Source organism: Pseudomonas sp. WS 5011, assembly GCF_012985775.1.
In the GTDB taxonomy this organism is placed as follows: Bacteria; Pseudomonadota; Gammaproteobacteria; order Pseudomonadales; family Pseudomonadaceae; genus Aquipseudomonas; species Aquipseudomonas peli.
The window spans coordinates 95,581-121,977 of sequence record NZ_JAAQXA010000008.1 but is presented as its reverse complement, the minus strand read 5'-3'; the positions used below and the strand labels follow the sequence as shown (position 1 = coordinate 121,977).

Below are 26,397 nucleotides of genomic sequence, written 5' to 3'. Positions count from 1 at the left end.
GCGAGTCTAGCACGGGCTGCCTATTGAGCTGCTGGCGCAGCTAAACTGCGGCGCATCATCGGTCGGGTGGTTGAGGAGTCTGCATGTTGCGCGTTGTTAGCCACTATCCGGCGTTGCTGGCGTTGTCTGCTCAGCTGGGGGCAACCCTGCTGGTCGGTTTGGCGCTGTACCTGATCGCCCAGCTGTCACCCTGGCGTCCGACCTTAATGGCGGCCGGCCTGCTGCAAGGGTTGCTGGCTGCCACGCTGGCGCGTTATCTGGGGTTGTCGCGCTGGTGGTGCGGATTAAACCTGCTATTCGTTCCGGCGCTGTTACTGGCCAGTGGTGCGCCGCTGCCATCCTGGGTATTTCTCGGCGGTTTTGTTCTGCTGTTGTTGCTCAACTGGAACAGCTTTGGCGAGCGGGTGCCCTTGTACCTGACCGCTGCCGGTGCGCGTCAGCATTTGCACGCTGTTCTTGGCCTGCAGCCTGCGCGGTTTCGTTTTATTGATCTGGGCTGTGGTCCTGCCGGTACGCTGCTGAGCTTGGCCCGCCATTATCCGCAGGCGCAGTTTGTTGGTGTTGAGACCGCGCCGCTGTCCTTCGCCATCGCCTGGTTGCGTGCCGTGCCGCAGCGCAATTGCCAGATTCGCTACGAAAACCTCTGGCGCACCGACCTTTCGCTATTCGATGTGGTGTATTGCTTCCTCTCGCCTGCGCCGATGCCCGAGTTGTGGGCCAAGGCCTGCGCGCAGATGCCGGCCGGCAGCCTGTTGATCAGCAACACTTTCGAGGTGCCGGGGCAGCCAGCGGATCAGCAGATCGAACTGCACGACTGGCGCAAGTCGCGGCTACTGGTGTGGCGCATGCGCGGCGCGGCTTGAGCGCAATGCTGTCAGCCGAGCGCAGTAGTTTTCCAGCCGCCTGTTAAACTGTCGGCCTTAGTTGAGGAGCCGCGCATGCAAAACGCCAATAACCTGATCTGGATCGACCTGGAAATGACCGGTCTTGAGCCTGAAACAGACGTCATCATCGAGATGGCCACTATCGTTACCGACAGCGACCTGAACATCCTCGCCGAAGGCCCGGTGATTGCCGTGCACCAGAGTGATGAGCTGCTTGCCGGCATGGATGAGTGGAACACCCGTACTCACGGGCAGAGCGGCCTGACCCAGCGCGTGCGCGAAAGCACCATTGGTCCTGCCGAAGCGGAAGCCATGACCATCGCCTTCCTTGAGCAGTGGGTGCCGAAGGGCAAGTCGCCGATCTGTGGCAACAGCATTGGCCAGGACCGGCGCTTCCTCTACAAATACATGCAGAACCTGGAAGCCTACTTTCACTACCGCTATCTGGATGTGTCGACCCTGAAAATCCTTGCTGGCCTGTGGGCGCCGCAGGTCAAGGAATCGTTCCAGAAGCAGGGCACGCACCAGGCTCTCGACGATATTCGCGAGTCCATCGCCGAGTTGAAGCACTACCGTCAACACTTTCTTAAAGTGTGATGCACGAAAAAGCCCGCTACTGCGGGCTTTTTTCTGCGTGCTCGGTTACAGGCCGTGGCGCGCCAGCGCCCATTCGACGTGCTCGCGCACTAATTCTGATGGATGCTCGCGGCGCGCTTTGAGTGCTTCTAGCACTGGGATGCTGGAGGGCGCGTTGCCCAAACCAACGGCCAGGTTGCGTAGCCAGCGCTCGTAGCCTGCACGGCGCAGCGGCGAGCCCTCGGTGCGGTTAAGAAATTCTTCTTCGCTCCAACAGAACAGCTCGGCCAGCTCGGCATTGTCCAGGCTATGGCGCGGCTGGAAATCGCTCTGCTCTGAGGGTTTAGCAAAGCGGTTCCACGGGCAGACCATCTGGCAATCGTCGCAGCCGAACACCCGGTTGCCTATCGGTGCGCGCAGTTCCTCTGGGATCGAACCCTTGAGTTCGATGGTCAGGTAGGAAATACAGCGCCGCGCATCCAGCACATAGGGGCCGACAAAGGCGGCGGTGGGGCAGATATCCATACAGGCCGTGCAACGCCCGCAATGTTCGCTGGCGTGAGGCGGGTCCACCGGCAGCGGCAGGTCGACGAACAGCTCACCGAGGAAGAAGTAGCTACCGGCCTTGCGGTTGAGCACCAGGGTGTTCTTGCCGATCCAGCCAAGCCCGGCCTGTTCGGCGATGGCTTTTTCCAGCACCGGCGCGCTATCGACAAAGGCGCGGTAGCCGAACGGACCGATCTGCTGCTGAATGCGTTCGGCCAGCTGCTGCAAGCGCTTACGGATCAGCTTGTGGTAATCGCGGCCCAGGGCGTAGCGCGATACATAGGCTTTTTCCGGCTGGCCGAGGCGCTGGGCCATCTGCGTGTCGCCGGGCAGGTAGTCCATGCGCAGCGAAACCACACGCAGGGTGCCGGGCACCAATTCATCAGGGTGGGAACGTTTGCTGCCGTGGGCGGCCATGTAGTCCATCTCGCCCTGATAACCCGCATCCAGCCAGCGCTGCAGGTGCGCCTCGTGTTCGCCCAGTTGCACATCGGCAATCCCGACCTGCTGAAAGCCCAGCTCACGACCCCAGTCTTTGATCGACTGGGCGAGGGCGATAAGGTCAAGGGTGTCAGTGTTCATATGAGGGCGGGTAACCGGGGCGCAGGTGGGTATAATTCTGCCAGACATCGGAGCCGACGCATGTTGCATTCGCCTGACAATCTTCCTCTGCCGCTGTACAGCGCCGCCCAAGTGCGTGAGCTGGATGCGCGATTGATCGCTGCCGGCACGCCGGGTTTTGAGCTAATGAGTCGCGCCGCACATGCCATCTGGCGTGCCCTGCGTCGGCGTTGGCCGGATGCGGGCGTGCTGACGGTGCTGGCCGGGCGCGGTAATAACGCCGGTGACGGCTATCTGGTGGCGGCCTTGGCGTTGCGTGCGGGCTGGCGGTTGCAGGTGCTGGCGGTCGGCGATGCGGCGCAGCTGCAGGGCGATGCTGCGTTGGCCCGTGACCATGCGCTTGCTGCTGGTGTGGCGGTGCAGCCCTGGAGCGAGTGCGCCGAGCTGCAGGGCGTGGTGCTCGATGCTCTGCTTGGCACGGGCTTGCAGGGCGCCGTGCGTGAACCGTATGCCCAGGCCATTCGCCTGTTGAATGTCAGCGGTCTGCCGGTGCTGGCGGTGGATATTCCGTCCGGGCTTTGCGCCGATACTGGCCAAGTGTTGGGTGTTGCTGTGCGTGCAGAGCTGACGGTCACCCTGATCGGCCTGAAACTGGGCCTGTTTACCGGGCAGTCGGCGGATTGTCTGGGTGAATTGCAGTTTGATGATCTGCAGGCTGATGCGGCCCTGGTCGCTGCTCAAGCCTTTATCGCGCAGCGCTTGACGCAGGCCGGCTTGCCGCATTTGCCGGTTCGCTCGCGCAGCGTGCACAAGGGCCAGTTAGGCCATGTGCTGGTGGTGGGTGGTGATCGTGGCTTTGCCGGCGCCGGCCTGCTGGCGGCGCAAAGCGCACTGCGCGCGGGTGCTGGGCTGGTCAGTCTGGCGACCCGTGGTGAGCATTTGCCTGCTGCGCAGGCGCGCTTACCCGAGGTAATGGCCGCTGGCGTGGCCTCGGCCAATCAGTTGCTGGCGCTGGGCGCGAATGCCAGTGTCTGGGTGGTCGGGCCGGGGCTGGGTCAGGAAGCGTGGGGGCGCAGCCTGCTGTCGGCGGCTTCCGTCAGCCGCGCTGCGCAGGTGTGGGATGCTGATGCGCTGAACCTGCTGGCGCGCGCGCAGGTCCAGTTACCAGCAGGTGCCGTGATGACGCCGCACCCCGGCGAGGCAGCGCGCTTGCTGGGTATCAGTACGGCCGAGGTGCAGGCCGATCGTCCGGCCGCCGCACGAGCCCTGGCGCGGCGCTTTCAAACGGTATGTGTGCTGAAAGGCGCAGGCAGCCTGATTGCTGCGCCGGATGGTGGTTTGTGGTTGTGTGATCGTGGCCATCCCGTCATGGCCGGTGCTGGCTTGGGCGATGTGTTGGCCGGTTTGATCGGTGCGCTGCTAGCCCAAGGGCTGTCTGCGCTGGAAGCGGCCCAACTGGCGGTCTATCTGCATGCCTGCGCGGGTGAGCAGTTGGCGCAGCAGGGCCGTGGTCTGGCGGCCAGTGATTTGTGTGCGCTTATTCGTCAATTGTTGCAGGAGCAGTCTGCGTGTCTGAATTAGAACTGTTTGCCGCCGACGAGGACGCGATGCTGGCGCTGGGCGCGCGCATCGCCGAGGCGAGTGGCGGCGTTGGGGTGATCTACCTGCATGGCGATCTCGGTGCCGGTAAAACCACCTTGTCGCGCGGCATCATTCGCGGCCTGGGGCATGTCGGGGCGGTGAAAAGCCCAACCTTTACCCTGGTCGAACCCTATGAGTTAGGTGCAGTACGGGCCTATCACTTCGACCTGTATCGTTTGGTTGATCCCGAGGAGCTGGAGTTTCTCGGTATTCGAGACTATTTCGAGGGCGACGCACTGTGCCTGGTCGAGTGGCCGCAGCGCGGCGCAGGCGTTTTGCCAAAGGCAGACATGGACATTACCATTAGCCCGCACGGAGCCGGCCGGGCGCTGCATCTGCAGGCGCAAGGCGAACGCGGCAACGCCTGGTGCGCCACTTTGGCCGTCGGGGCATGAATTTGATATGGGGTTGGCTATGCGCATAGGCGCGCGTTTCATCGCAATTGGAGTGGCATTGGTGGCGTTGGTCGCCGATGTAATGGCCGCTTCGGATGTGCGCAGTGTCCGCTTGTGGCGTGCGCCGGATAACACACGCCTGGTGTTTGACCTGTCCGGTCCAGTGCAGCACAGCGTATTTCTGCTGTCCGCGCCCAATCGTATCGTCATTGATGTCAGTGGGGCCAAGCTGGCTACTAGCTTCGATCAACTGACCTTGAGTAATACCCCGATCACCGGCGTACGCTCGGCACAACGAACCCCGCAAGATCTGCGTGTGGTGATTGACCTGTCCGCAGCGGTCACGCCAAAGAGCTTTACCCTGGCACCTAACCAGCAGTACGGGCATCGTCTGGTGGTTGATTTGTTCGATCAGGAGAGTGGCGCGGCACCGAGCTTGCCGAGCACGGCCGTGGCCACCGCACCGCAAGTTCCGGTCACGCCAACGCAAGCGCCGCCGAAACTGACGCCAGTGCCCAACGGCAAGCGCGATATCGTGATTGCCATCGACGCCGGCCATGGCGGTGAAGACCCGGGCGCCCTGTCGCCGGTTAAAGGCCAGTATGAAAAGCACGTGACCCTGGCGATTTCCAAGGAGCTGCAGCGGCAGATCAATGCCGAGAAAGGCTTCCGTGCCGAGTTGGTCCGCACGGGCGATTATTTTATTCCATTGCGTAAACGAACTGAGATTGCCCGCAAGAAGGGCGCCGATCTGTTTGTTTCCATCCATGCCGATGCCGCACCGCGTGCCGCTGCATTCGGTGCGTCGGTGTATGCCCTGTCAGATCGCGGCGCCACCTCGGAGACTGCGCGCTGGCTGGCCGATGCGGAAAACCAGTCGGACCTGATCGGCGGCGCCGGCAATGTCAGCCTGGATGATAAGGACAAGATGCTCGCCGGGGTGCTGCTCGACCTGTCGATGACGGCATCGTTGTCATCCAGCCTGAACGTTGGCAACAAGGTGCTGGGCAATATGGGCCGGGTGACGCCGCTGCATAAACGGCGGGTAGAGCAGGCCGGCTTTATGGTGCTGAAATCGCCGGATATTCCGTCGATCCTGGTGGAAACCGGTTTTATCTCCAATCCCAATGAAGCCCGCAAACTGTCCAGTGCCAGCCATCAGCAAGCGCTGGCGCGCTCGATCGTCACAGGCGTGCGGCAGTTCTTCCATGAAAACCCGCCGCCTGGCACTCACGTGGCGTGGCTGCGTGACAACGGCAAGATTGCCCTCGGGCCGCGCGAGCATGTGGTCAGCTCTGGCGAAAGCCTGGCGCTGATTGCCCAGCGCTATCAAGTTAGCCTGGCCGTGCTGCGCAGTACCAACTCGCTGAAAAACGATGTGATCAAGGTCGGCCAGCGTTTGCAGATTCCCGCGACTGCTCTGGCTGTGCAGCCATGAGTGAAGCTGCGCGTATCCAGCTGCTCAGCCCGCGGCTGGCGAACCAGATTGCTGCCGGTGAGGTAGTTGAACGCCCGGCCTCGGTAATCAAGGAACTGTTGGAAAACAGCCTGGATTCCGGCGCCAAGCGCATCGAGGTGGATGTTGAACAGGGCGGCGTGAAGTTGCTCAAGGTGCGTGATAACGGCAGTGGCATCTCCCCGGATGACCTGCCGCTCGCACTGGCCCGCCACGCCACCAGCAAGATCCGCGAGCTTGAAGACCTGGAGCAGGTCATGAGTCTGGGCTTCCGTGGTGAGGCGCTGGCGTCGATCAGCTCCGTCGCACGCCTGACGTTGACCTCACGCACCGAGGGTGCCGAGCAGGCCTGGCAAGTGGAAACCGAAGGTCGTGATATGCAGCCCCGTGTGCAGCCCGCAGCGCACCCGGTCGGCACCTCGGTAGAAGTGCGCGACCTGTTCTTCAATACCCCGGCACGGCGTAAGTTTCTCAAGACTGAGAAAACCGAATTCGATCATCTGCAGGAAGTGATCAAGCGCCTGGCCCTGGCGCGTTTTGACGTGGCCTTCCACCTGCGTCACAACGGCAAGACTGTGCTCGGTCTGCATGAGGCTCCGGATGAGCAAAGTCGCGCGCGGCGGGTGGCTTCGGTCTGTGGCCCTGCGTTTCTCGAGCAGGCCCTGCCGATCGATATCGAACGCAACGGCCTGCATCTTTGGGGTTGGGTGGGCTTGCCGACCTTCTCCCGTAGCCAGGCTGACCTGCAGTACTTCTACGTGAACGGGCGCATGGTGCGCGACAAGCTGGTCGCCCACGCGGTGCGCCAGGCTTACCGTGACGTGCTGTTCAACGGTCGCCATCCTACATTTGTGCTGTTTCTGGAAATCGACCCGTCGGTGGTAGACGTCAACGTGCACCCGACCAAGCACGAAGTGCGCTTCCGTGATGGGCGTATGGTGCATGACTTCCTCTACGGCACGCTGCATCGAGCCCTGGGTGAGGTGCGTCCGGAGGATCAGCTCGCTGCTCCAGCAGCTGTGAGCGAGATGGTGCGCCCCACGGGGCAGGCAGCTGGCGAGTTTGGCCCGCAAGGTGAAATCGGCTTGGCCGCCAGTCTGCTGCAGCCAGCGCCCAGCGCCTCAGTATGGCGCTCGCCGGGTGCCGGCTATCAAGGCTCCCGTCCGGAAGCAGCCTTGCCGGCCGCCGAAGCACAGGGCGCCTATCGCGAGTTTTTCTCGCCGATGACCACTGCGCCGGCTCCTGCTGGCTTACCGGATGCGCAAGGTGATATTCCACCCTTGGGCTATGCCATTGCCCAGCTCAAGGGCATCTATATTCTTGCCGAAAACGTTCAGGGCCTGGTTGTGGTGGACATGCACGCAGCCCATGAGCGCATCACCTACGAGCGCTTAAAAGTTGCCATGGCCAGTGAAGGCCTGCGTGGTCAGCCGCTGCTGGTGCCGGAGTCGATTGCCGTAAGCCAGCGTGAAGCCGACTGCGCCGAAGAGCATGCCGAATGGTTTCAGCGCTTGGGGTTTGAGCTGCAGCGTTTGGGCCCGGAAACCCTGGCTATCCGACAGATTCCCGCATTGCTCAAGCAGGCCGAGGCCACTCGTCTGGTGCAGGATGTGCTGGGTGATCTGCTCGAATACGGCACCACCGACCGCATTCAGGCACACCTCAATGAGCTGCTCGGCACCATGGCTTGCCACGGCGCCGTGCGCGCCAACCGGCGCCTGACCTTGCCGGAAATGAATGCCTTGCTACGCGATATGGAGCACACCGAGCGCAGCGGCCAGTGCAACCACGGTCGGCCGACCTGGACGCAGATGGGCATGGACGATCTGGACAAGCTGTTCCTGCGCGGCCGCTAAGCGCCGCGCCATTTAGAGACTCTTTAGCATGTCCGAGCGCCTGCCTACGGCGATTTTCCTGATGGGGCCAACAGCGGCCGGCAAGACTGATCTGGCCATCGAACTGGCGCGGGTGCTGCCATGCGAGCTGATCAGCGTTGATTCTGCGCTGATCTACCGTGATATGGATATCGGCACGGCCAAGCCGGATAAGGCCACGCTGGCTGAGTTTCCTCACCGCTTAATCGATATTCGTGACCCAGCCGAGAGCTATTCGGCGGCCGAGTTCCGTGCCGATGCCCTGACGGCCATGGCTGAAATCACCGCGCGCGGACGTATTCCGCTGCTGGTGGGCGGCACTATGCTGTATTTCAAGGCGTTGCTTGAAGGCCTGGCCGAAATGCCCAGCGCAGATGCGGCGCTGCGCGCCGAGCTGGAGGCGCGCGCCCAGGCCGAAGGTTGGGCGGTGCTGCATGCCGAGCTGCGTGCGGTCGATCCGGAGTCGGCTGCGCGTATCCATCCCAATGATCCGCAGCGCTTGATTCGCGCCCTTGAGGTCTATCACTTGAGCGGGCAGAGCATGACCGTTCATCGTCAGCGCCAGGCGACAGAAAATACTGCCGGTGGCGCATCGGCGCCGCGCCAATTCCCCTATACTGTGGCGCAATTGGCCATTGCCCCGGCGCAAAGACAGCTGTTGCACGAGCGAATAGCCTTGCGATTTCGCCTGATGTTGGAACAGGGGCTGGTGGCCGAGGTCGAACGCTTGCGTCAGCGAAGTGACTTGCACGTTGGGCTACCGTCTATACGAGCGGTGGGTTATCGCCAGGTCTGGGATCATCTGGACGGCAAGTTAGATGCTGTACAAATGCAGGAGCGGGGCATAATCGCCACGCGCCAGTTGGCCAAGCGACAGTTCACCTGGTTACGCGGTTGGCAGCAGGATGTGCACTGGCTCGATAGTGCCGACTGTGACAATCTGCCGCGTGCCTTGAAATACCTGGCAGCGGTCTCCATATTGACCTGAGACCTTGCCGTTGGCCGTCTATCCTTGGGGGTATGGCGGCTTTAAGCCGTTAGTTGGTTTACTAAAATTATTGAAAAATTATCCTTAAAGGAGTGCGGCACATGTCAAAAGGGCATTCGCTACAAGACCCTTACCTGAACACCTTGCGTAAGGAACGCGTCCCGGTTTCTATTTATTTGGTTAACGGCATCAAGCTGCAAGGCCAGATCGAATCTTTCGACCAGTTCGTGATTTTGCTGAAAAACACTGTCAGCCAGATGGTCTATAAACACGCCATTTCCACTGTAGTGCCTAGCCGTCCGGTGCGTCTGCCGAGCGCCAGCGAAACCGAGCAAGCTGAAGCTGAGCCTGGTAACGCCTGATTTAGGAGGCTGCATTGTTCTTCGAGCGCCATGAAGGTGGAGAGCGGGCCATTCTGGTACATCTGGACGGCCAAAATTCCGAGGCGCGCGAGGATCCGCAGGAGTTTCAGGAGCTGGCCATCTCGGCCGGTGCTGAAACCGTCGCGTTCCTCAGTGTTCCGAGCAATAGGCTGACGGCCAAGTACCTGATCGGCAGTGGCAAAGTTGAAGAGTTGCGTGATCAGGTCAAGGCCGCCGAGGCTGATCTGGTTATCTTCAACCACGTACTTACCCCGAGCCAGGAGCGTAACCTTGAGCGCGCTTTCGAGTGTCGAGTATTGGACCGTACCGGTCTGATCCTCGACATTTTTGCTCAGCGTGCGCGTACCCATGAAGGCAAGTTGCAGGTCGAGCTGGCCCAGCTCGACCATATGAGTACGCGGCTCGTACGCGGCTGGACTCACCTTGAGCGGCAAAAGGGTGGTATCGGCCTGCGTGGCCCGGGTGAGACTCAGCTGGAAACCGACCGCCGCCTGTTGCGCGTGCGGATTCGCCAGATCAAACAGAAGCTCGAGAAGGTGCGCAGTCAGCGCGAGCAGGCTAGGCGCGGCCGCCAGCGTGCGGATATTCCTTCGGTATCGCTGGTGGGCTACACCAATGCCGGCAAATCGACCCTGTTCAACTCCCTGACCACCTCGGATGTTTACGCGGCTGATCAGCTGTTTGCGACCCTCGATCCCACCCTGCGTCGTCTGGACCTGGATGATCTGGGGCCGATTGTGCTGGCCGATACCGTGGGCTTTATTCGGCATTTGCCGCACAAGCTGGTTGAGGCTTTCCGCGCGACGCTTGAGGAATCGAGCAATTCCGACCTGTTGTTGCACGTAATCGATTCCCACGAGCCCGAGCGCGATCAGCAGATCGAGCAGGTGTTGGCGGTGTTGGGTGAAATCGGGGCCCATGAACTGCCGATGCTTGAGGTGTATAACAAGCTCGATTTGCTTGAGGGTGTGGAGCCGCAGATTCAGCGCGATGCCGACGGCAAGCCGCAGCGGGTCTGGCTGTCGGCGCGTGACGGGCGTGGTTTACCGTTACTGCGTCAGGCGATAGCTGAGCTGTTGGGCGATGACCTGTTTGTCGGTACATTGCAGCTGCCGCAGCGCCTTGCGCGCTTGCGCGCACAGTTCTTTGCCCTAGGTGCGGTGCAGAGCGAGTCTCACGCCGAAGACGGCAGCAGTTTGCTGGCGGTGCGCTTGCCGCGGATCGAGCTAAATCGGCTGGTTAGTCGTGAAGGCTTGAAGCCGCAGGAATTTATTGAGCAACACACTTTGCAATAAAGCCTGCATCAGCGACTTTGCCGCTGGTTGCATGCATTCTGTAGCATTGGCGGGCGCGCCGTGGGCGCGTCTTTGCTTTATCAGATGGAGAGCGCTATGGCTTGGAATGAGCCGGGTGGCAACTCGAATAATCAGGACCCATGGGGTGGCCGTAAGAACGGTGATCGCAAGGGGCCGCCGGATATCGATGAGGCCTTCCGCAAGCTGCAGGAGAGCCTCAATGGGCTGTTCGGTGGCGGCAAGAAACGAGGCAGCGAGACTGGCTCGGGCAATGGCGGTGGCTTCGGCTTGCTGTTCGTGGGCCTGGGGGTGTTGGCTGCGGTCTGGCTGTACAGCGCGATCTATGTCGTTGATGAGCAGGAGCAGGCCGTGGTGCTGCGCTTCGGCAAATACTACGAAACAGTCGGCCCGGGCCTGAATATCTATTTCCCGCCGATTGATCGCAAGTTTCAGGAAAACGTCACCCGCGAGCGCGCTTACAGCAAACAAGGGCAGATGTTGACCGAAGACGAAAACATCATCGAAGTGCCGTTGACCGTGCAGTACCGCGTCAGCAACTTGCAGGATTTCGTCCTCAACGTCGATCAGCCGGAAGTCAGTCTGCAGCATGCGACCGACAGCGCCGTGCGCCACGTGGTGGGCTCCACCGAGATGGACCAAGTGCTGACCGAAGGCCGTGAACTGATGGCCAGTGAGGTCAAGGATCGCTTGCAGCGCTTCCTCGACAACTACCGCACCGGTATCACCGTCACACAGGTCAACCTGCAGAGTGCGGCAGCGCCGCGCGAAGTACAGGAAGCCTTCGATGATGTGATTCGCGCCCGTGAAGACGAGCAGCGTGAGAAGAATCAGGCGGAAACCTACGCAAATGGTGTGGTGCCGGAAGCCCGTGGTCAGGCGCAGCGCCTGATTGAGGATGCCAGCGGTTATCGCGACGAAGTGGTTTCTCGCGCACAGGGTGAGGCGGATCGCTTCACTGCATTGGTGACCGAGTACCGCAAAGCGCCAGAGGTCACTCGCGAGCGTCTGTATCTGGACACTATGCAAGAGCTGATGAGCAATACCAGCAAGGTGCTGGTGACTGGCGACAAGGGGCAGAACAACCTGCTTTATCTGCCGCTGGACAAGATGATTGATGGACGCAGCACGTCTGCGCCTAGCTCGATATCTGGCGCTGCGGGTACTGCAGACGCTGGCTCGCGAGTAACCATCGATCCGCGTCAGGTTGAACTGCGTACAAGGGAGAGCCGTTGATGAGCAATAAATCGCTGATCGCCCTTATTGTTGGCGTGGTGCTGGCGCTGGTCGCCTGGAATAGCTTCTATATCGTGTCGCAGACTGAGCGTGCGGTGCTGTTGCAGTTTGGTCGTATCGTCCAGCCGGACGTACAGCCGGGCCTGCACGTGAAGATTCCTTACGTCAACCAGGTGCGCAAGTTTGATGCGCGTCTACTGACCTTGGATTCCAGCAGCTCGCGTTTCCTCACTCTGGAAAAGAAAGCGCTCATGGTTGATGCCTTCGCCAAATGGCGAGTGCTGGATGCCGAGCGTTTCTACACCGCGACGTCCGGTATGAAGCAGATTGCCGACGAGCGTCTGGCGCGTCGTCTTGAAGCTTCGCTGCGTGACCAGTTCGGTAAGCGCACCCTCCATGAGTCGGTATCCGGTGAGCGTGATGCGCTGATGGCTGATGTGACCGCCTCCTTGAATAAGGCTGCGCAGAAAGAGCTGGGTATCGAAGTAGTGGACGTGCGCGTCAAGGCCATCGACCTGCCGAAGGAAGTTAACCGCAGCGTGTTCGATCGCATGAGCTCCGAGCGTGAGCGTGAGGCTCGTGAGCACCGCGCCAAGGGTAAGGAGCTTGCCGAAGGTATTCGCGCCGACGCCGACCGTCAGCGTCGAGTGTTGCTCGCAGATGCCTACCGTCAGGCTGAAGAGCTGCGCGGTGCGGGCGATGCCCAGGCCGCTGCGATCTACTCCAAGGCGTATGGCATGGACCAGGAGTTCTATTCGTTCTATCGCAGCCTGAGGGCTTATCGCGAGAGCTTCGCTGATAAGCGTGATGTGCTGGTGCTGGATCCGAGTAGCGACTTCTTCCGCTATCTGGAGAAGTCCAAGCCTTGAGCCATCACCTCGGCGGGCAGCCGCCGGGGTGATCCTTTCGGAAAACGTGGTATGATGCGGCAGCCGGGAAAATCCCGGCTTTTTTGCGTCTGTGGGAAGCATGTGGCAGGAATTAGGCATCGCGTTGTGTCTCGTGTTGGTGCTGGAAGGCATCCTGCCCTTTCTGTGTCCGCGCCATTGGCGTGACACGCTTTTACAACTGATGCAGTTGTCTGATAGACAGCTGCGTCTGCTGGGGTTGGCCAGCATGCTGCTGGGAACAACCGTTCTTTATTGGCTTCACTGAAGGCTTGTGCCGCCCGGTTCAAGAGGGGAATGGCTAAATGGCAACGGTAGACCGCTGGCTACTGCCAGATGGCATCGAAGAAGTACTGCCGCCGTACGCAGGGCGTATCGAAGTGGCGCGCCGCCAGGTGCTGGATCTGTTCCAGCGCTGGGGCTATGAATTTGTGGTCACGCCGCATATCGAGTACCTGGAATCGCTGCTGACTGGCGCGGGCCAGGACTTGGATCTGCGCACCTTCAAAGTGACCGACCCGCTGTCCGGCCGGCAGATGGGCTTTCGTGCCGACATCACGCCGCAGGTGGCGCGCATTGATGCGCATACCCTGCGCCGTGAAGGGCCGAGCCGTCTGTGCTACGCCGGTAGCGTGGTGCATGCCCAGCCGCGTGCGCTGACCACCTCTCGCAGCCCGATTCAGTTGGGTGCTGAGTTGTATGGCGACGCCAGCCCGGCCAGCGATGTGGAAGTGATCAGCCTGCTGGTCAACACCCTTGAGCTGGCTGCGGTGCCTGATGTGCATATGGACCTTGGTCATGTCGGTATCTACCGCGGTCTGGCGCGCGCCGCCGAGCTGTCTGGCGAGGTCGAGCAGCAGTTGTTCGACGCGCTGCAGCGCAAGGCGCTGGATGAGGTCGTTGAGCTGACTGAAACCCTGCCGGATGACCTGCGCAAAATGCTGCGCGCGCTTAGCGAGCTGTGCGGCGGTCGTGAAGTGCTGGACCTGGCTCAGGCCTGCCTGGTCGATGCGCCTGACGATGTGCATGCGGCGCTGGATGACCTGATGGCGATTGCCGATGCGCTGAGCTTGCGCTATCCGGAATTACCGCTGTACTTCGATCTGGGCGAGCTGCGCGGCTATCACTACCACACTGGCGTAGTGTTCGCGGCCTTCGTCCCTGGTGTGGGTTATGCCATCGCCCAGGGCGGCCGTTATGACGACATCGGCGCTGATTTTGGTCGCGCGCGTCCGGCGACAGGCTTCTCCACCGACCTGAAAACCCTGGTAAGCCTGGGGCAGATGCAGTTGTGTGAAGAGCCTGCCGGTGTTTGGGCTCCGGATAACCATGATGTGTTTTTGTGGCAGGCGATTGTGCGTCTGCGCCAGGACGGTCAGCGCGTCGTCCAGGCATTGCCTGGGCAGGTCGCGGCTGACGCCGAGGCTGCAGGCTGTGATCGTCAGCTGCTGTTGCGTGATGGCCGCTGGCAGTTGGCTGCACTGACAGCCTAAGCGGTCGTGCGAAAAGTTTCCGTCGGCTATGGCCGGCATCAAGTTTGCGAAGAGGGTTAGTGTTATGGGTAAGAATGTCGTAGTCCTGGGCACCCAGTGGGGCGATGAAGGCAAGGGCAAGATCGTCGACCTGCTGACCGAACAGGCTGCAGCTGTTGTGCGTTATCAGGGTGGTCACAATGCTGGCCACACCCTGGTAATCGACGGCGAAAAAACCGTTCTGCACCTGATCCCCTCCGGCATCCTGCGCGAAAACGTGCAGTGCCTGATCGGCAACGGCGTGGTGGTTGCGCCTGATGCGCTGATGCGTGAAATCATCAAACTGGAAGAGAAGGGTGTGCCGGTGCGCGAGCGTCTGCGTATCAGCCCATCCTGCCCGCTGATCCTGCCGTACCACGTGGCCCTCGATCAGGCCCGTGAGAAAGCCCGTGGCGATGCGAAGATCGGCACCACTGGCCGTGGCATTGGCCCTGCTTATGAAGACAAGGTAGCGCGTCGTGGTCTGCGCATTGGTGATCTGTTCCACCGTGAGCGTTTCGCCGCCAAGCTCGGTGAGCTGCTGGATTACCACAACTTCGTACTGGTCAATTACTACAAAGAGCCGGCCATCGACTTCCAGAAGACGCTCGACGAGTGCATGGAATACGCCGAGCTGCTCAAGCCGATGATGACCGACGTGACCGCCGTGCTGCACGACATGCGTCGTGAGGGCAAAGACATCATGTTCGAAGGCGCTCAGGGCTCGCTGCTGGATATTGACCACGGTACCTACCCCTACGTCACCAGCTCCAACACCACAGCGGGCGGCATCGCCACCGGTTCCGGTTTTGGTCCGATGTACCTGGATTACATCCTCGGTATCACCAAGGCCTACACCACCCGTGTGGGTTCGGGGCCGTTCCCGACTGAGCTGTTCGACGAAACCGGCGCATTCCTTGCCAAGCGTGGCCACGAATTCGGCTCCACCACCGGTCGTGCGCGTCGTTGCGGTTGGTTTGATGCTGTGATCCTGCGTCGCGCCATCGAGATCAACAGCATCTCCGGCCTGTGTCTGACCAAGCTCGACGTGCTCGACGGACTGGAAACCATCCGTATCTGCGTGGGCTACAAAGATCAGAACGGCGACGTGCTGGTTGATGCGCCGACGGATGCCGACAGCTACCTGGGTCTGCAGCCGGTATACGAGGAGCTGCCAGGCTGGAGCGAGTCGACCCTGGGTGCGAAAGCCCTGGAAGAGCTGCCATCGGCTGCGCGTGCTTACATTAAGCGTGTGGAGGAGTTGGTTGGTGCGCCGATTGATATCGTTTCCACCGGCCCGGACCGCAACGAGACTATTGTGTTGCGTCATCCGTTTGCCTGATAGTCACCGGTAGTGCACAAAGGGTCGCCAATTTGGCGGCCCTTTGTCGTTTCTGGTCCGCGTAAAAATATCCGAGCTAGCCTTTATAAATCAGCTTCCCCGCCGTTATAGGCATTACCGCTGTTAGGAGTGTCTGCCGTGTTTGCCATTATTTCTGTGCTGCGCAGTCGTTTGTTGTTGCCGGTGTTTCTGGCGCTGGGCGTGGCCTTGTTGGCGCAAGTCATTGTGGCTGTGGCGTTGACCCGGACCACGGTGGCAACGCTTGAGGCGGATTTGGCCAAAGGCATGCAGTCCGATACGGCGCGATTGGTAGACGAACTGACTAAAGCTGGTGATGAAGTGCGTGGCGGTCTGGATGGGCTCTCCGCCAGCACTCAAGCGCAATTGGCCAAAGGCCTTTCTACCCGGCTGGCCGAGGAGCAGGCGCAAATTCGTGGCGTGTTGGACAGCAATCTTAAGCGTTCGGCGGACGAGTTGGCACAGCTGCTCTCGGCGGTTGCGCCGAAGGCTATTTGGGACGCCGATGTGCCCGCGCTCACTGAGTTAGTCCGTGGAGCGCATCGCAATCCGGCGGTGCTATTTGCGGTGTACCTCGATGCGCAAGGCGAACGGCTGACGCGCCATCTCAATCGGCAGGACGCCCGTGTGCGTGCCTTGATGGCCAAGGGGGAAGGTGGTGGCGCACTGGATAAGGTGCTGCAGGCTGCTGCCAATGATCCTGGCGTGTATATCGCCGAGGCGACGATCAGTCCAATGGGTTCGGATATCGGTAAGGTGCTGTTGGGGGTTTCGACTGCGTCGGTGGATGAGGAGCTGGCGAAGTTGGATCAGCGTTTCGTCAGTTTGATCGATAGTAGTGGGCAGTTGGTTTCAGACAGTTTAAGTGGTGCGGCCACCAGCAGTGCGGACGCTCTGGCGGCGCGATTGAGTGTTGCGCGTGAGGCGGCTGGCGGTATGGAGCAGAGCAGCCGTCAGGTGGTGCAGCAGGCTGCAGCTGGTTTGCGTTGGAATATCAGCATGGGCCTTGCTGTCGTGGCGCTGCTGATTCTGTTGGTCTTGGCCTTGGTGCTCGGGCGGCGAGTGGTCAGCAAGCTGCATACATTGATTGCGGTGTTGAATGACTGGGCGGCGGGAGAGGGTGATTTGACTCGCAGGGTCGAGCTCAATAGCCGTGATGAAATTGGCGATATGGCGGCGGCGGTCAATCGCTTCGTCGCCAAGTTGCAGCCGATTGTGCGCGAGGCGGGTGAGGTGGCATCGCTCACTGGGCAGGAAATCGGCAATCTGGCCTCGCGCAGTGTGGCGGCGGAGTCAGCGGCCGAGCGTCAGCGTGATGAGGTTGCCGGTAGTTTGCAGGCGTTGGCTGAAATGGCCAGCGAAGCGCAGGCGGAAAGCCATGCCATGCGCGAGGCCTTACAGCGCGTTGGTGCGATTCGTCAGGCTGCTGATGACAATGCTGCGATTGCGCTGCGTGTGGGGGGCTCGATCGAAGAGTTGGTGAGGCGTGTGGAAACTGGTGCCTCGGTCATTGAGCGGCTGGCCAAGCAGAGTGAGCAGATTGAAGTAGTGCTCACGGTGATTCGTTCAATTGCTGAGCAAACCAATTTATTGGCCCTGAATGCGGCCATTGAGGCGGCCCGGGCGGGCGAGAGTGGTCGCGGTTTTGCTGTGGTGGCCGATGAGGTGCGCGCGCTGGCCAGTAAGACGCAGCAGTCCACTGGCGATATTCAGACCCATATCGGCGCATTGCAGCAGGGTGCACGCGAAGCGGTTGAGGCAATTAGTCAGGCCGGCAAGCAGGCTGATCAAGGCTTATCGGCTCTGCGCGAAAGTGCGCGGGTGCAGCAGTCGGTGCGTGAGGCGGTGGAGGAAGTGCACGGCGCGATCAATGCCGCGACAGAGGCGGCTGCGCATCAGGCGGAGGGGGCCGATGCCGTGCGTGGGCGTGTTGATGTTATTCATGTAGAGGCGCAACGCGCGGCTGAGGCTGTTGCGGCTACGGCCAATAGCGGTCGCGTGTTGGATGGTTTGGCGAAGAAGCTTAAAGCCAGTTTGGGTCAGTTTCGCGTTTAGGCCGATTCAGGGTGGGCGCACCTGAGCGCCCACCAAGTTGTTTACGCATCTGGGGGGTAAATCGCAGGCAATAAAAAACCGAGCCAGTGGCTCGGTTTTTTTGAATTGGTGCCCAGGAGAAGACTCGAACTTCCACGACCGTAAGGTCACCAGCACCTGAAGCTGGCGTGTCTACCAATTTCACCACCTGGGCATTGATTGCAAAACTTACTTATTTGCTATCAACTACAACTTGGTTAACTTCGTTTCCCGTCGTTGTGGCGCGCATAATACGGATCGGGTTTTTACTTGTAAACCCCTGTTGTTAAAAAATTTTATTCTGTGTGCCGTGCTGACCTGGACAGTGGTTTCGCGCTTCAATAGGCACATGGCAAACCGAATTTGTGTAGATAAGGTGAATTACCTCTAATGGCCGATTGGCAATCCCTCGATCCCGAGGCCGCTCGTGAAGCGGAAAAATATGAAAACCCCATTCCAAGTCGTGAACTGATTCTGAAGCACTTGGATGAGCGCGGCTCTCCAGCAGCTCGTGAAGAGCTGGCTGATGAATTTGGCATGGCCACTGAAGAGCAGCTAGAGGCCCTGCGTCGTCGTCTTCGCGCCATGGAGCGTGATGGCCAGCTGATCTATACCCGCCGCGGCACCTATGCCCCTGTTGATAAGCTCGACCTGATTCTCGGGCGCGTTAGCGGGCACCGTGATGGTTTCGGCTTTCTGGTGCCGGATGACGGCAGTGATGATCTGTTTCTGAGTCCCGCGCAAATGCGCCTGGTGTTCGATGGTGACCGTGCTTTGGCGCGGGTGTCTGGTCTTGATCGCCGTGGTCGTCGTGAAGGTGCGGTGGTTGAGGTGATCTCCCGTGCCCACGAAAGCATTGTTGGCCGCTATTACGAAGAAAGCGGCGTTGGCTTTGTTGTGGCCGATAACCCGAAAATTCAGCAAGAAGTGCTGGTGACGCCAGGGCGTAATGCCGGCGCCAAACAGGGTCAGTTTGTTGAGGTGAAAATTACTCACTGGCCGACTACGCGCTTCCAGCCCCAGGGCGACGTTGTTGAGGTGGTTGGCAACTACATGGCGCCCGGTATGGAGATCGACGTTGCATTGCGCAGCTACGACATTCCCCACGTCTGGCCGGACGCGGTTGTAAAAGAAGCGCACAAGCTCAAGCCAGAAGTTGAAGAGAAGGACAAAGAAAAGCGTATCGACCTACGCCACTTGCCGTTCGTCACCATTGATGGTGAAGACGCGCGCGACTTCGATGATGCGGTGTATTGCGAGAAAAACGGCAGCAACTGGCGGCTGTTTTCCGGCGGCTGGAAGCTCTATGTCGCCATCGCCGATGTTTCTCACTATGTGAAAATCGATTCGGCGTTGGATGCTGAGGCTCAGGTGCGTGGCAACTCGGTGTACTTCCCGGAGCGGGTAATCCCGATGCTGCCGGAAGAATTGTCCAACGGCCTGTGCTCGCTGAACCCGCATGTCGATCGTCTGGCCATGGTCTGTGAGATCAGTATCTCCAAGACCGGCAAGATGACCGACTACCAGTTCTATGAGGCGGTCATCCACTCCCATGCGCGACTGACCTACAACAAGGTCAGTGCCATGCTTGAGCAGCCTAAAAGCAGCGAAGGCAAGGCGCTGCGTGGCGAGTACAAAGAAGTGCTGCCGCACCTCAAGCAGCTGTACTCGCTGTACCAGGTGTTGCTGGCTGCGCGCCATGAGCGCGGGGCCATTGATTTTGAAACCCAGGAAACTCGGATCATTTTCGGTGCCGGCCGCAAGATTGCCGAGATTCGCCCAACCCAGCGCAACGATGCGCACAAGTTGATCGAAGAATGCATGCTGGCCGCTAACGTGGCCACCGCTGCGTTTATGCAGAAGCATGAAATTCCGGCGTTGTATCGCGTGCATGATTGCCCGCCGCCGGAGCGTGTTGAGAAGCTCAAAGCATTCCTCACCGAGCTGGGGCTGTCGCTGCACCGCGGCAAGTCGAAGGACGGTCCTTCGCCCAAGGATTATCAGCTGCTGCTGGAAAGCATTCGCGAGCGCCCGGATTACCACCTGATCCAGACAGTGATGCTGCGCTCGCTCAGTCAGGCGGTTTATAGCGCCGACAATCAGGGCCACTTCGGCCTGAATTACGAGGCATATGCGCACTTCACTTCGCCGATTCGTCGCTACCCGGACCTGCTGATCCATCGGGCGATTCGCAGCGTGGTTCGCTCCAAGCTCGACACTCCGCACGTCAAGCGTGCCGGTGCGGCGATCATGCCGCGGGCGCGGATCTACCCATACGACGATGCGATTCTTGAGCAGCTTGGCGAGCAGTGCTCGATGTCCGAGCGCCGCGCCGATGAGGCGACTCGCGATGTAGTGAACTGGCTCAAATGCGAGTTTATGAAGGATCGCGTCGGCGAAACGTTCCCGGGTGTGATCACGGCGGTGACAGGCTTTGGTCTGTTCGTTGAGTTGAAGGACATTTACGTCGAGGGTCTGGTGCACGTCACCGCCTTGCCGGGTGACTACTACCACTTTGACCCCGTGCATCATCGCCTGGCGGGCGAGCGCAGCGGGCGCAGTTTCCGTCTGGGTGATAGCGTTGAGGTCAAGGTCATGCGCGTCGATCTGGACGAGCGCAAGATCGACTTTGAGCTGGCTGAAGGTAAAACGGCTATGCCGGCCGGGCAGCGTCGTGGTGGTTTTGAATCGGCTGCGAGTAAAGCCGGGCGTCGCGGCGAGCGTGCTGCGCCAGGTAATACCGATGTGGAAAAGAGTCGTGCGCTGAAAAAGTCGCTGCTCAGTGATTCGAAGAGCAAGGCCGGCAAGGGCGCTGCCAAGAGTGAGTCTTCCAAACCAGCCAGTAAGTCAGGTAAGCCAGGTGCGCACCGCAAGGGCGCTCCGACTGGTGGGGCGCCGGCGTCCGGCGGTGCACGCAAGCGTAAGGCGAAGTCATGAGTCAGCTGGAGAAAATCTACGGCGTGCATGCTGTAGAAGCGCTGCTGCGTCACCATCCAAAGCGGGTTAAGCAAATCTGGCTAGCCGAAGGGCGTAATGATCCGCGCGTGCAGGTGTTGCTGGCGCTGGCGGCGGATGCGCGAGTGTCTGTTGGTCAGTGTGAGCGCCGTGAGATGGATGCCTGGGTCGAAGGCGTGCATCAAGGTGTGGTGGCGGATGTCAGTCCTAGTCAGGTCTGGGGCGAGGCGATGCTCGATGAGCTGCTCGACCGCACCGAAGGTGCGCCTCTGCTGCTGGTACTCGACGGCGTGACAGACCCGCACAACCTTGGTGCCTGTCTGCGGACTGCCGATGCGGCGGGTGCGCTGGCGGTGATTGTGCCGAAGGACAAGTCCGCCACGCTCAATGCCACCGTGCGCAAAGTCGCCTGCGGCGCAGCAGAAGTGATCCCGCTAGTTGCCGTGACCAACCTGGCGCGCAGCCTGGAGAAACTCCAGCAGCGCGGCCTGTGGGTTGTGGGCACGGCCGGTGAGGCTGAGATGGAGTTGTATGAGCATGACCTGACGGGGCCGACCGTGTTGATCATGGGGGCCGAAGGCAAAGGTATGCGTCGCCTGACCCGTGAACATTGCGATTACCTGGTCAAGTTGCCGATGGCGGGCAGCGTTAGCAGCCTCAATGTGTCGGTTGCGACCGGTGTGTGCCTGTTCGAGGTCTTGCGCCAGCGCAAGGCTGGCGGCAAGAAGTAATGCGCAGCGGGCGCCTGCAAGGCGCCCGCTGCCGTTGGCCTCGGCAATGACTTTTCTGTCCGCGCAATCGCGCAGCATTGTTCAAATAATCACCAGTTCACCTTGCGTGTAGCAGGGGGCTTCACTAGAATGTCGCCCCTTGCCGCGATGGCAGGTGCTTTTGCGCCTTTCTGTTACAGCAAGACAAACAAGTGAAATTCACTCCTTGCCTGACCGCATTTCGCGGCAGGCTACAACCCGTAAGGAGCATTTATGCGTCATTACGAAATCATCTTTCTGGTTCACCCGGACCAGAGCGAGCAAGTCGGCGGCATGGTTGAGCGTTACACCAAGCTGATCGAAGAAGACGGCGGCAAGATTCACCGCCTGGAAGACTGGGGCCGTCGTCAGCTGGCTTACGCCATCAACAACGTCCACAAAGCTCACTACGTGATGCTTAACGTTGAGTGCACCGGTAAAGCCCTGGCTGAGCTGGAAGACAACTTCCGTTACAACGATGCCGTGATCCGTAACCTGGTCATCCGTCGCGACGAGGCCGTTACTGACCAGTCCGAGATGCTCAAGGCCGAAGAAAACCGCAGTGAGCGCCGTGAGCGTCGTGACCGTCCTGACAACGCCGATTCTGTTGATGGCGATGACAGCGACAACAACGACAGCGACAACGCTGACGAGTAATCCACGGATCTATTGAGGAGCCACTCTCATGGCACGTTTCTTCCGTCGTCGTAAATTCTGCCGTTTCACCGCAGAAGAAGTGAAAGAGATCGATTTCAAAGATCTCAACACGCTGAAAGCTTACATCTCGGAAACCGGCAAGATCGTTCCTAGCCGTATCACCGGTACTAAGGCTCGTTATCAGCGTCAGCTGGCTACCGCTATCAAGCGCGCCCGCTTCCTGGCCCTGCTGCCTTACACCGACAGCCACGGCCGCTGAGACCGGATGTTCGACAAGAAGTAAGGGATAGATCGCATGCGCGCCATAGCTGAATTCATTATGCGCGGCCGTATGCAGGCCACTCTTGTAGTGGTGGTTTCTGCGGCGTTGCCGCTGTTGTTCTGGTTGAGTGCTGCCGCTGGAAGCCTGGTGCTTCTGCGGCGCGGTTGGAGTGATGCCGCTGGCATCCTCGCCTGGGCCCTGCTGCCGGCCATTGGCTGGTGGTATTTCGGTGAGCCGCGCACCCTGTTGGTGTTGCTCGGTGCGCTGGGATTGGCGTTGTTGTTACGCGCCAACCTGTCCTGGAATCGTGTGCTGCTGTGCAGTGTGGCATTGGGCCTGGTGTATGGGCTGGTCTTGGGTGCGGTGTTCCGCGAACCCATCGAAGCAATGGCGCTTGAGCTGCAAAAGCTTATGCCGCAAATGCTTGATGGGGTTCACCAACAGATGTCGGTGGATGAGCGAGCGCGCCTGGATAGCCTGATTGCACCGGTACTGACCGGATTGATCGCGGCGTTGTTGCAGATAGTCAGCTTGTTGAGCCTGATGCTTGGGCGCTTCTGGCAGGCGCAGTTGTATAACCCGGGTGGCTTCGGTCGCGAATTTCGCGCACTACGCCTCCCGACCACGCTGGCGATGTTGCTGCTGGTTGGCATGCTGTTGGGGCCCAATCTGGGTCCGCAAATGGCCATGTTGACGCCGTTGTGCAGTGTGCCGTTGGCGTTTGCGGGCATCGCCCTGTTGCATGGGATGGTGGCGCAAGGTCGGCTAGGTAAGTTCTGGCTGGTCGGGTTGTACATCACGTTGTTGCTGTTTATGCAGCTGACTTATCCGTTACTGGTGGTTTTGGCCATTGTCGACAGTCTGCTTGATTTTCGTGGTCGCTTTGAGCGCAAACAAGGCTCGGGCCCCGCGAACGGTGAAGGTTAAAAGTTAAGAGGTTATTACCAAATGGAACTGATCCTGCTGGAAAAAGTCGCCAACCTGGGCAACCTGGGCGATAAAGTGAATGTTAAGTCCGGTTACGGTCGTAACTTTCTGCTGCCGCAAGGCAAAGCCACTGCCGCTACTCCTGCAAACGTTGCTGCGTTTGAAGCGCGTCGCGCCGAGCTGGAAAAACTGGCTGCCGAGAAGAAAGCTTACGCTGAATCCCGCGCTGCTCAGCTGGCTGAACTGGAAGTCACCATCACCGCTACCGCGGGCGATGAAGGCAAACTGTTCGGCTCCATCGGTACTCACGACATCGCTGAAGCCCTGACCGCCTCCGGCGTTGAAGTGGCCAAAGCTGAAGTGCGTCTGCCGAACGGCACCATTCGTCAACTCGGCGAATACGACGTAGCCGTGCACCTGCACAGCGACGTTGAAGCAACCGTTAAGGTTGTCGTAGTAGCAGCCTAATAAGCTCGCGACTAAGTGGACTTGCACTTAGGTGCCTGGCCGCTAACAATCAGGCACGACATTGCGCAAGCGGTGTCGTGCCTTTTGTTTTGTGAACACAGAATTTTGCCCAGAGCCTTATGAACGACATCAGCCTGCCCGAACAGTACGATCTGCAAACCTCCGCCCTGAAGGTGCCGCCGCACTCGATCGAGGCGGAGCAAGCCGTACTGGGCGGCCTGATGCTCGACAACAATGCTTGGGAGCGGGTGCTCGATGCGGTGTCCGATGGCGACTTCTATCGGCATGATCATCGCCTGATCTTCCGCGCGATTTTCAAGCTGGCTGAGCGTAACCACCCCTTCGACGTGGTGACCGTCTCCGAGCAGCTGGACCAGGAAGGGCAGCTGTCGCAAGTCGGCGGTCTGGCCTACCTCGGCGAGCTGGCGAAGAACACGCCGTCGGTGGCCAACATCAAGGCCTATGCGCAGATCATTCGTGAGCGCGCCACGCTGCGCCAGTTGATCGGCATCAGCGGCGAAATTGCCGACAGTGCCTATATGCCGCAAGGCCGTACCGGCGCCGAGATTCTCGATGAGGCCGAACGCCTGATCTTTCAGATCGCCGAGGCGCGGCCGAAGACCGGTGGCCCGGTGGGGATCAACGATATTCTGGTCAAGGCCATCGACCGTATCGACACCCTGTTCAATGCTGGCGACGCGATCACCGGCCTGTCCACTGGCTTTACCGATCTGGACAACCTGACCAGCGGCCTGCAGCCGGCCGACCTGATCATCGTCGCCGGCCGACCGTCGATGGGTAAGACCACCTTCGCCATGAACCTGGTGGAAAACGCGCTGATGCGCAGCGACAAGGTGGTGATGGTGTACTCGCTGGAGATGCCTTCCGACTCCATCGTGATGCGTATGCTCGCCTCGCTAGGGCGTATCGATCAGACCAAGGTGCGTGCCGGTCGCCTGGACGACGACGATTGGCCGCGTCTGACCTCGGCGGTCAATCTGCTCAATGACCGCAAGCTGTTTATCGACGACACCGCCGGTATCTCGCCCTCGGAGATGCGCGCACGTACCCGCCGTTTGGCACGTGAGCACGGCGAGATCGGTCTGATCATGGTCGACTACCTGCAGCTGATGCAGATTCCAGGTTCCAGCGGCGACAGCCGAGTCAACGAGATTTCCGAAATCTCTCGCTCGCTAAAGGCCCTGGCCAAGGAATTCAATTGCCCGGTTATCGCCCTGTCGCAGCTTAACCGTGGCTTGGAACAGCGCCCGAACAAACGCCCGATCAACTCTGACCTGCGTGAATCCGGGGCCATCGAGCAGGACGCCGACATCATCATGTTCGTCTACCGCGACGAGGTGTATCACCCCGAAACCGAGTACAAGGGCGTGGCCGAAATCATCATCGGCAAGCAGCGTAACGGTCCATTGGGCACGGCGCGGCTGGCGTTTCTCGGTAAGTTCTCGCGTTTCGAAAACCTCGCGCCGGGTAGCTACCAGTTCGACGACGAGTAGGGCGGCGGGCGCGCAACGCCACGTGTTGCCGTGTCAGATCAATAAAAACGGGCAGCCAGTGGGTAAACTGGCTGCCCGTTTTGTTTAAGGACTTTTCTCCATGCGTTCCCTTGTAGCCACTGTCGATTTGTCTGCCATTGCCCATAACTACGCGGTGGCCAGGCGCTGTGCGCCGGGGCGGCAGGCGTTTGCGGTGGTCAAAGCGAATGCCTACGGGCATGGCGTGCGCGAGGTGGTAACGGCCTTGCACGATGTCGCCGATGGCTTTGCTGTGGCCAGCCTGGAGGAAGCCGCCGAGGTGCGCGCGCTGCACGGTGAGGCGCGGATTCTGTTGCTCGAGGGATGCTTTGAAGCGGACGAGTACCAGTTCGCCGCGCAGCTGGGTCTGGATGTGGTGCTGCACAGCGAGCAACAGGCGCAGCAACTGCTCGCCGCTAATCTATCGCGGCCGCTGAATCTGTGGCTGAAGCTAGACAGCGGTATGCATCGCCTGGGTTTCAGCGCTGCTGCTGTGCGTAATTGGCATGGTCGTTTACAGGGCGCAGCGCAGGTGGCCGAGCTGAATCTGCTCAGTCACTTTGCCTGCGCCGATGAGCGCGGCTGTGAAACCACCGAACTACAGCTGGAGCAGTTTCTCGATCTGCTGGATCTGGATTTTGCTCAGCGCTCACTGGCCAACTCTGCGGCAATTTTGACCATTCCGGCTGCGCATATGGATTGGCTGCGTCCGGGCATCATGCTCTATGGCGCAACACCTTTTGCTGATCTGGCTGCCGTTGAGCTGGGCTTGCGCCCGGCGATGAGCCTGACCGCGCAGCTGATTGCCTGTCGCGATGTAGAGGTGGGTGAAGCGGTTGGCTATGGCTGCACCTGGCGTGCTGAGCGGCCGTCGCGTATCGGCACCGTAAGTTGCGGTTATGCCGATGGCTACCCACGCCATGCGCCGGCCGGCACGCCGGTTGTCGTCCGGGGCCTGCGCGTGACGCTGGTCGGGCGGGTGTCCATGGACATGCTGATGATCGACCTTACGGACGTGCCGGATGCCGCCGTAGGCGATGCGGTCGAGCTGTGGGGGGCGCAGTTGCCGGTGGATGAGGTGGCGCAGGCCGCTGGAACCATTGGTTACGAGCTGCTCAGCAAGGTCACTGCGCGGGTGCCACGGCGCTACCGCAACAGCTGAG

At 60.2% G+C, this 26,397-nt stretch carries 24 protein-coding genes and 1 tRNA gene; 23 read left to right on the top strand and 2 right to left on the bottom strand.

Annotation, left to right across the window (positions count from 1 at the left end; genetic code table 11):
- Positions 1-83 precede the first annotated feature (83 nt).
- Together HBN63_RS11075 and orn are read left to right on the top strand one after the other, a co-directional pair.
- A complete protein-coding gene (locus HBN63_RS11075; protein WP_170049448.1) occupies positions 84-863 on the top strand; it encodes a class I SAM-dependent methyltransferase in 780 nt (259 codons plus the stop codon).
- Between the two features lie 75 nt (positions 864-938).
- A complete protein-coding gene (gene orn / locus HBN63_RS11070; RefSeq protein WP_090249695.1) occupies positions 939-1,481 on the top strand; it encodes an oligoribonuclease in 543 nt (180 codons plus the stop codon).
- Positions 1,482-1,526: 45 nt separating this feature from the next.
- On the opposite strand, the gene queG is transcribed toward orn, so the two are convergent.
- Positions 1,527-2,588, bottom strand: a complete 1,062-nt coding sequence (gene queG / locus HBN63_RS11065) for a tRNA epoxyqueuosine(34) reductase QueG (protein WP_170049447.1) — start codon at positions 2,586-2,588, stop codon at positions 1,527-1,529.
- 60 nt (positions 2,589-2,648) lie between these two features.
- On the opposite strand from queG, the gene HBN63_RS11060 reads away from it, so the two are divergent.
- From HBN63_RS11060 to HBN63_RS11000, 13 genes are all read left to right on the top strand, one after another.
- On the top strand, positions 2,649-4,148 hold the full coding sequence (locus HBN63_RS11060; protein WP_170049446.1) for an NAD(P)H-hydrate dehydratase: 1,500 nt from the start codon (positions 2,649-2,651) through the stop codon (positions 4,146-4,148).
- On the top strand, positions 4,136-4,603 hold the full coding sequence (gene tsaE, locus HBN63_RS11055) for a tRNA (adenosine(37)-N6)-threonylcarbamoyltransferase complex ATPase subunit type 1 TsaE (RefSeq protein WP_170049445.1): 468 nt from the start codon (positions 4,136-4,138) through the stop codon (positions 4,601-4,603). The genes HBN63_RS11060 and tsaE overlap by 13 nt, the downstream gene beginning before the upstream one ends.
- A 19-nt stretch (positions 4,604-4,622) precedes the next feature.
- Positions 4,623-6,041, top strand: a complete 1,419-nt coding sequence (locus tag HBN63_RS11050; RefSeq protein WP_090251290.1) for an N-acetylmuramoyl-L-alanine amidase — start codon at positions 4,623-4,625, stop codon at positions 6,039-6,041.
- On the top strand, positions 6,038-7,915 hold the full coding sequence (mutL, locus tag HBN63_RS11045; protein WP_170049444.1) for a DNA mismatch repair endonuclease MutL: 1,878 nt from the start codon (positions 6,038-6,040) through the stop codon (positions 7,913-7,915). The genes HBN63_RS11050 and mutL overlap by 4 nt, the downstream gene beginning before the upstream one ends.
- Before the next feature lie 28 nt (positions 7,916-7,943).
- Positions 7,944-8,921 carry a tRNA (adenosine(37)-N6)-dimethylallyltransferase MiaA gene (gene miaA, locus HBN63_RS11040; protein WP_170049443.1) on the top strand — a complete coding sequence of 326 codons (978 nt, stop codon included), beginning with the start codon at positions 7,944-7,946 and terminating at the stop codon, positions 8,919-8,921.
- Between the two features lie 101 nt (positions 8,922-9,022).
- Entirely contained in the window at positions 9,023-9,283 is a 261-nt protein-coding gene (hfq, locus tag HBN63_RS11035) for an RNA chaperone Hfq (protein WP_090249679.1), read from the top strand.
- Positions 9,284-9,297: 14 nt separating this feature from the next.
- Positions 9,298-10,599 carry a ribosome rescue GTPase HflX gene (gene hflX / locus HBN63_RS11030; protein WP_170049442.1) on the top strand — a complete coding sequence of 434 codons (1,302 nt, stop codon included), beginning with the start codon at positions 9,298-9,300 and terminating at the stop codon, positions 10,597-10,599.
- A 96-nt stretch (positions 10,600-10,695) separates the two neighbouring features.
- Positions 10,696-11,853: an FtsH protease activity modulator HflK gene (gene hflK / locus HBN63_RS11025; protein WP_170049441.1), complete on the top strand. Its 1,158-nt coding sequence runs from the start codon at positions 10,696-10,698 to the stop codon at positions 11,851-11,853.
- Entirely contained in the window at positions 11,853-12,722 is an 870-nt protein-coding gene (hflC, locus tag HBN63_RS11020) for a protease modulator HflC (protein ID WP_090249669.1), read from the top strand. The genes hflK and hflC overlap by 1 nt, the downstream gene beginning before the upstream one ends.
- A gap of 100 nt (positions 12,723-12,822) precedes the next feature.
- Positions 12,823-13,008 (top strand): DUF2065 domain-containing protein, encoded by a 186-nt coding sequence (locus HBN63_RS11015; RefSeq protein ID WP_090249667.1) that lies wholly within the window; start codon positions 12,823-12,825, stop codon positions 13,006-13,008.
- Positions 13,009-13,045: 37 nt separating this feature from the next.
- Positions 13,046-14,233 carry an ATP phosphoribosyltransferase regulatory subunit gene (locus HBN63_RS11010; protein WP_170049440.1) on the top strand — a complete coding sequence of 396 codons (1,188 nt, stop codon included), beginning with the start codon at positions 13,046-13,048 and terminating at the stop codon, positions 14,231-14,233.
- Between the two features lie 64 nt (positions 14,234-14,297).
- Entirely contained in the window at positions 14,298-15,593 is a 1,296-nt protein-coding gene (locus HBN63_RS11005; protein WP_170049439.1) for an adenylosuccinate synthase, read from the top strand.
- A 138-nt stretch (positions 15,594-15,731) separates the two neighbouring features.
- Positions 15,732-17,666, top strand: a complete 1,935-nt coding sequence (locus tag HBN63_RS11000; RefSeq protein WP_170049438.1) for a methyl-accepting chemotaxis protein — start codon at positions 15,732-15,734, stop codon at positions 17,664-17,666.
- Positions 17,667-17,772: 106 nt separating this feature from the next.
- Here HBN63_RS11000 and HBN63_RS10995 read toward each other — a convergent pair.
- Positions 17,773-17,859, bottom strand: a tRNA-Leu gene (locus tag HBN63_RS10995).
- A 215-nt stretch (positions 17,860-18,074) separates the two neighbouring features.
- On the opposite strand from HBN63_RS10995, the gene rnr reads away from it, so the two are divergent.
- The 8 genes from rnr (at position 18,075) to alr (ending at position 26,396) form a co-directional block, all read left to right on the top strand.
- Complete coding sequence (gene rnr / locus HBN63_RS10990; RefSeq protein ID WP_170049437.1) at positions 18,075-20,621, top strand: ribonuclease R; 2,547 nt, start codon at positions 18,075-18,077, stop codon at positions 20,619-20,621.
- Complete coding sequence (gene rlmB / locus HBN63_RS10985; RefSeq protein WP_170049436.1) at positions 20,618-21,370, top strand: 23S rRNA (guanosine(2251)-2'-O)-methyltransferase RlmB; 753 nt, start codon at positions 20,618-20,620, stop codon at positions 21,368-21,370. The genes rnr and rlmB overlap by 4 nt, the downstream gene beginning before the upstream one ends.
- Positions 21,371-21,622: 252 nt before the next feature.
- Complete coding sequence (gene rpsF, locus HBN63_RS10980; RefSeq protein WP_090249650.1) at positions 21,623-22,045, top strand: 30S ribosomal protein S6; 423 nt, start codon at positions 21,623-21,625, stop codon at positions 22,043-22,045.
- 28 nt (positions 22,046-22,073) lie between these two features.
- The gene (gene rpsR, locus HBN63_RS10975) at positions 22,074-22,304 is read left to right on the top strand and encodes a 30S ribosomal protein S18 (protein WP_069519637.1); all 231 of its coding nucleotides are present in this window, start codon (positions 22,074-22,076) and stop codon (positions 22,302-22,304) included.
- Positions 22,305-22,340: 36 nt separating this feature from the next.
- Positions 22,341-23,234 carry a hypothetical protein gene (locus HBN63_RS10970; protein WP_170049435.1) on the top strand — a complete coding sequence of 298 codons (894 nt, stop codon included), beginning with the start codon at positions 22,341-22,343 and terminating at the stop codon, positions 23,232-23,234.
- A gap of 21 nt (positions 23,235-23,255) precedes the next feature.
- Positions 23,256-23,702 carry a 50S ribosomal protein L9 gene (rplI, locus tag HBN63_RS10965; protein ID WP_090249644.1) on the top strand — a complete coding sequence of 149 codons (447 nt, stop codon included), beginning with the start codon at positions 23,256-23,258 and terminating at the stop codon, positions 23,700-23,702.
- Between the two features lie 119 nt (positions 23,703-23,821).
- The gene (gene dnaB, locus HBN63_RS10960; RefSeq protein ID WP_090249643.1) at positions 23,822-25,216 is read left to right on the top strand and encodes a replicative DNA helicase; all 1,395 of its coding nucleotides are present in this window, start codon (positions 23,822-23,824) and stop codon (positions 25,214-25,216) included.
- 100 nt (positions 25,217-25,316) lie between these two features.
- Positions 25,317-26,396 (top strand): alanine racemase, encoded by a 1,080-nt coding sequence (gene alr, locus HBN63_RS10955; RefSeq protein WP_170049434.1) that lies wholly within the window; start codon positions 25,317-25,319, stop codon positions 26,394-26,396.
- Position 26,397: the final 1 nt, after the last annotated feature.

Coding starts and splice junctions, on each gene's coding strand:
- HBN63_RS10970 (WP_170049435.1), top strand. CDS start 22,341: ATGCGCGCCATAGCTGAATTCATTATGCGCGGCCGTATGCAGGCCACT.
- HBN63_RS11015 (WP_090249667.1), top strand. CDS start 12,823: ATGTGGCAGGAATTAGGCATCGCGTTGTGTCTCGTGTTGGTGCTGGAA.
- hflC (WP_090249669.1), top strand. CDS start 11,853: ATGAGCAATAAATCGCTGATCGCCCTTATTGTTGGCGTGGTGCTGGCG.
- HBN63_RS11005 (WP_170049439.1), top strand. CDS start 14,298: ATGGGTAAGAATGTCGTAGTCCTGGGCACCCAGTGGGGCGATGAAGGC.
- HBN63_RS11010 (WP_170049440.1), top strand. CDS start 13,046: ATGGCAACGGTAGACCGCTGGCTACTGCCAGATGGCATCGAAGAAGTA.
- mutL (WP_170049444.1), top strand. CDS start 6,038: ATGAGTGAAGCTGCGCGTATCCAGCTGCTCAGCCCGCGGCTGGCGAAC.
- rpsR (WP_069519637.1), top strand. CDS start 22,074: ATGGCACGTTTCTTCCGTCGTCGTAAATTCTGCCGTTTCACCGCAGAA.
- dnaB (WP_090249643.1), top strand. CDS start 23,822: ATGAACGACATCAGCCTGCCCGAACAGTACGATCTGCAAACCTCCGCC.
- HBN63_RS11050 (WP_090251290.1), top strand. CDS start 4,623: ATGCGCATAGGCGCGCGTTTCATCGCAATTGGAGTGGCATTGGTGGCG.
- HBN63_RS11075 (WP_170049448.1), top strand. CDS start 84: ATGTTGCGCGTTGTTAGCCACTATCCGGCGTTGCTGGCGTTGTCTGCT.
- queG (WP_170049447.1), bottom strand. CDS start 2,588: ATGAACACTGACACCCTTGACCTTATCGCCCTCGCCCAGTCGATCAAA.
- rlmB (WP_170049436.1), top strand. CDS start 20,618: ATGAGTCAGCTGGAGAAAATCTACGGCGTGCATGCTGTAGAAGCGCTG.
- rpsF (WP_090249650.1), top strand. CDS start 21,623: ATGCGTCATTACGAAATCATCTTTCTGGTTCACCCGGACCAGAGCGAG.
- alr (WP_170049434.1), top strand. CDS start 25,317: ATGCGTTCCCTTGTAGCCACTGTCGATTTGTCTGCCATTGCCCATAAC.
- rnr (WP_170049437.1), top strand. CDS start 18,075: ATGGCCGATTGGCAATCCCTCGATCCCGAGGCCGCTCGTGAAGCGGAA.
- hflK (WP_170049441.1), top strand. CDS start 10,696: ATGGCTTGGAATGAGCCGGGTGGCAACTCGAATAATCAGGACCCATGG.
- rplI (WP_090249644.1), top strand. CDS start 23,256: ATGGAACTGATCCTGCTGGAAAAAGTCGCCAACCTGGGCAACCTGGGC.
- HBN63_RS11060 (WP_170049446.1), top strand. CDS start 2,649: ATGTTGCATTCGCCTGACAATCTTCCTCTGCCGCTGTACAGCGCCGCC.
- orn (WP_090249695.1), top strand. CDS start 939: ATGCAAAACGCCAATAACCTGATCTGGATCGACCTGGAAATGACCGGT.
- miaA (WP_170049443.1), top strand. CDS start 7,944: ATGTCCGAGCGCCTGCCTACGGCGATTTTCCTGATGGGGCCAACAGCG.
- hfq (WP_090249679.1), top strand. CDS start 9,023: ATGTCAAAAGGGCATTCGCTACAAGACCCTTACCTGAACACCTTGCGT.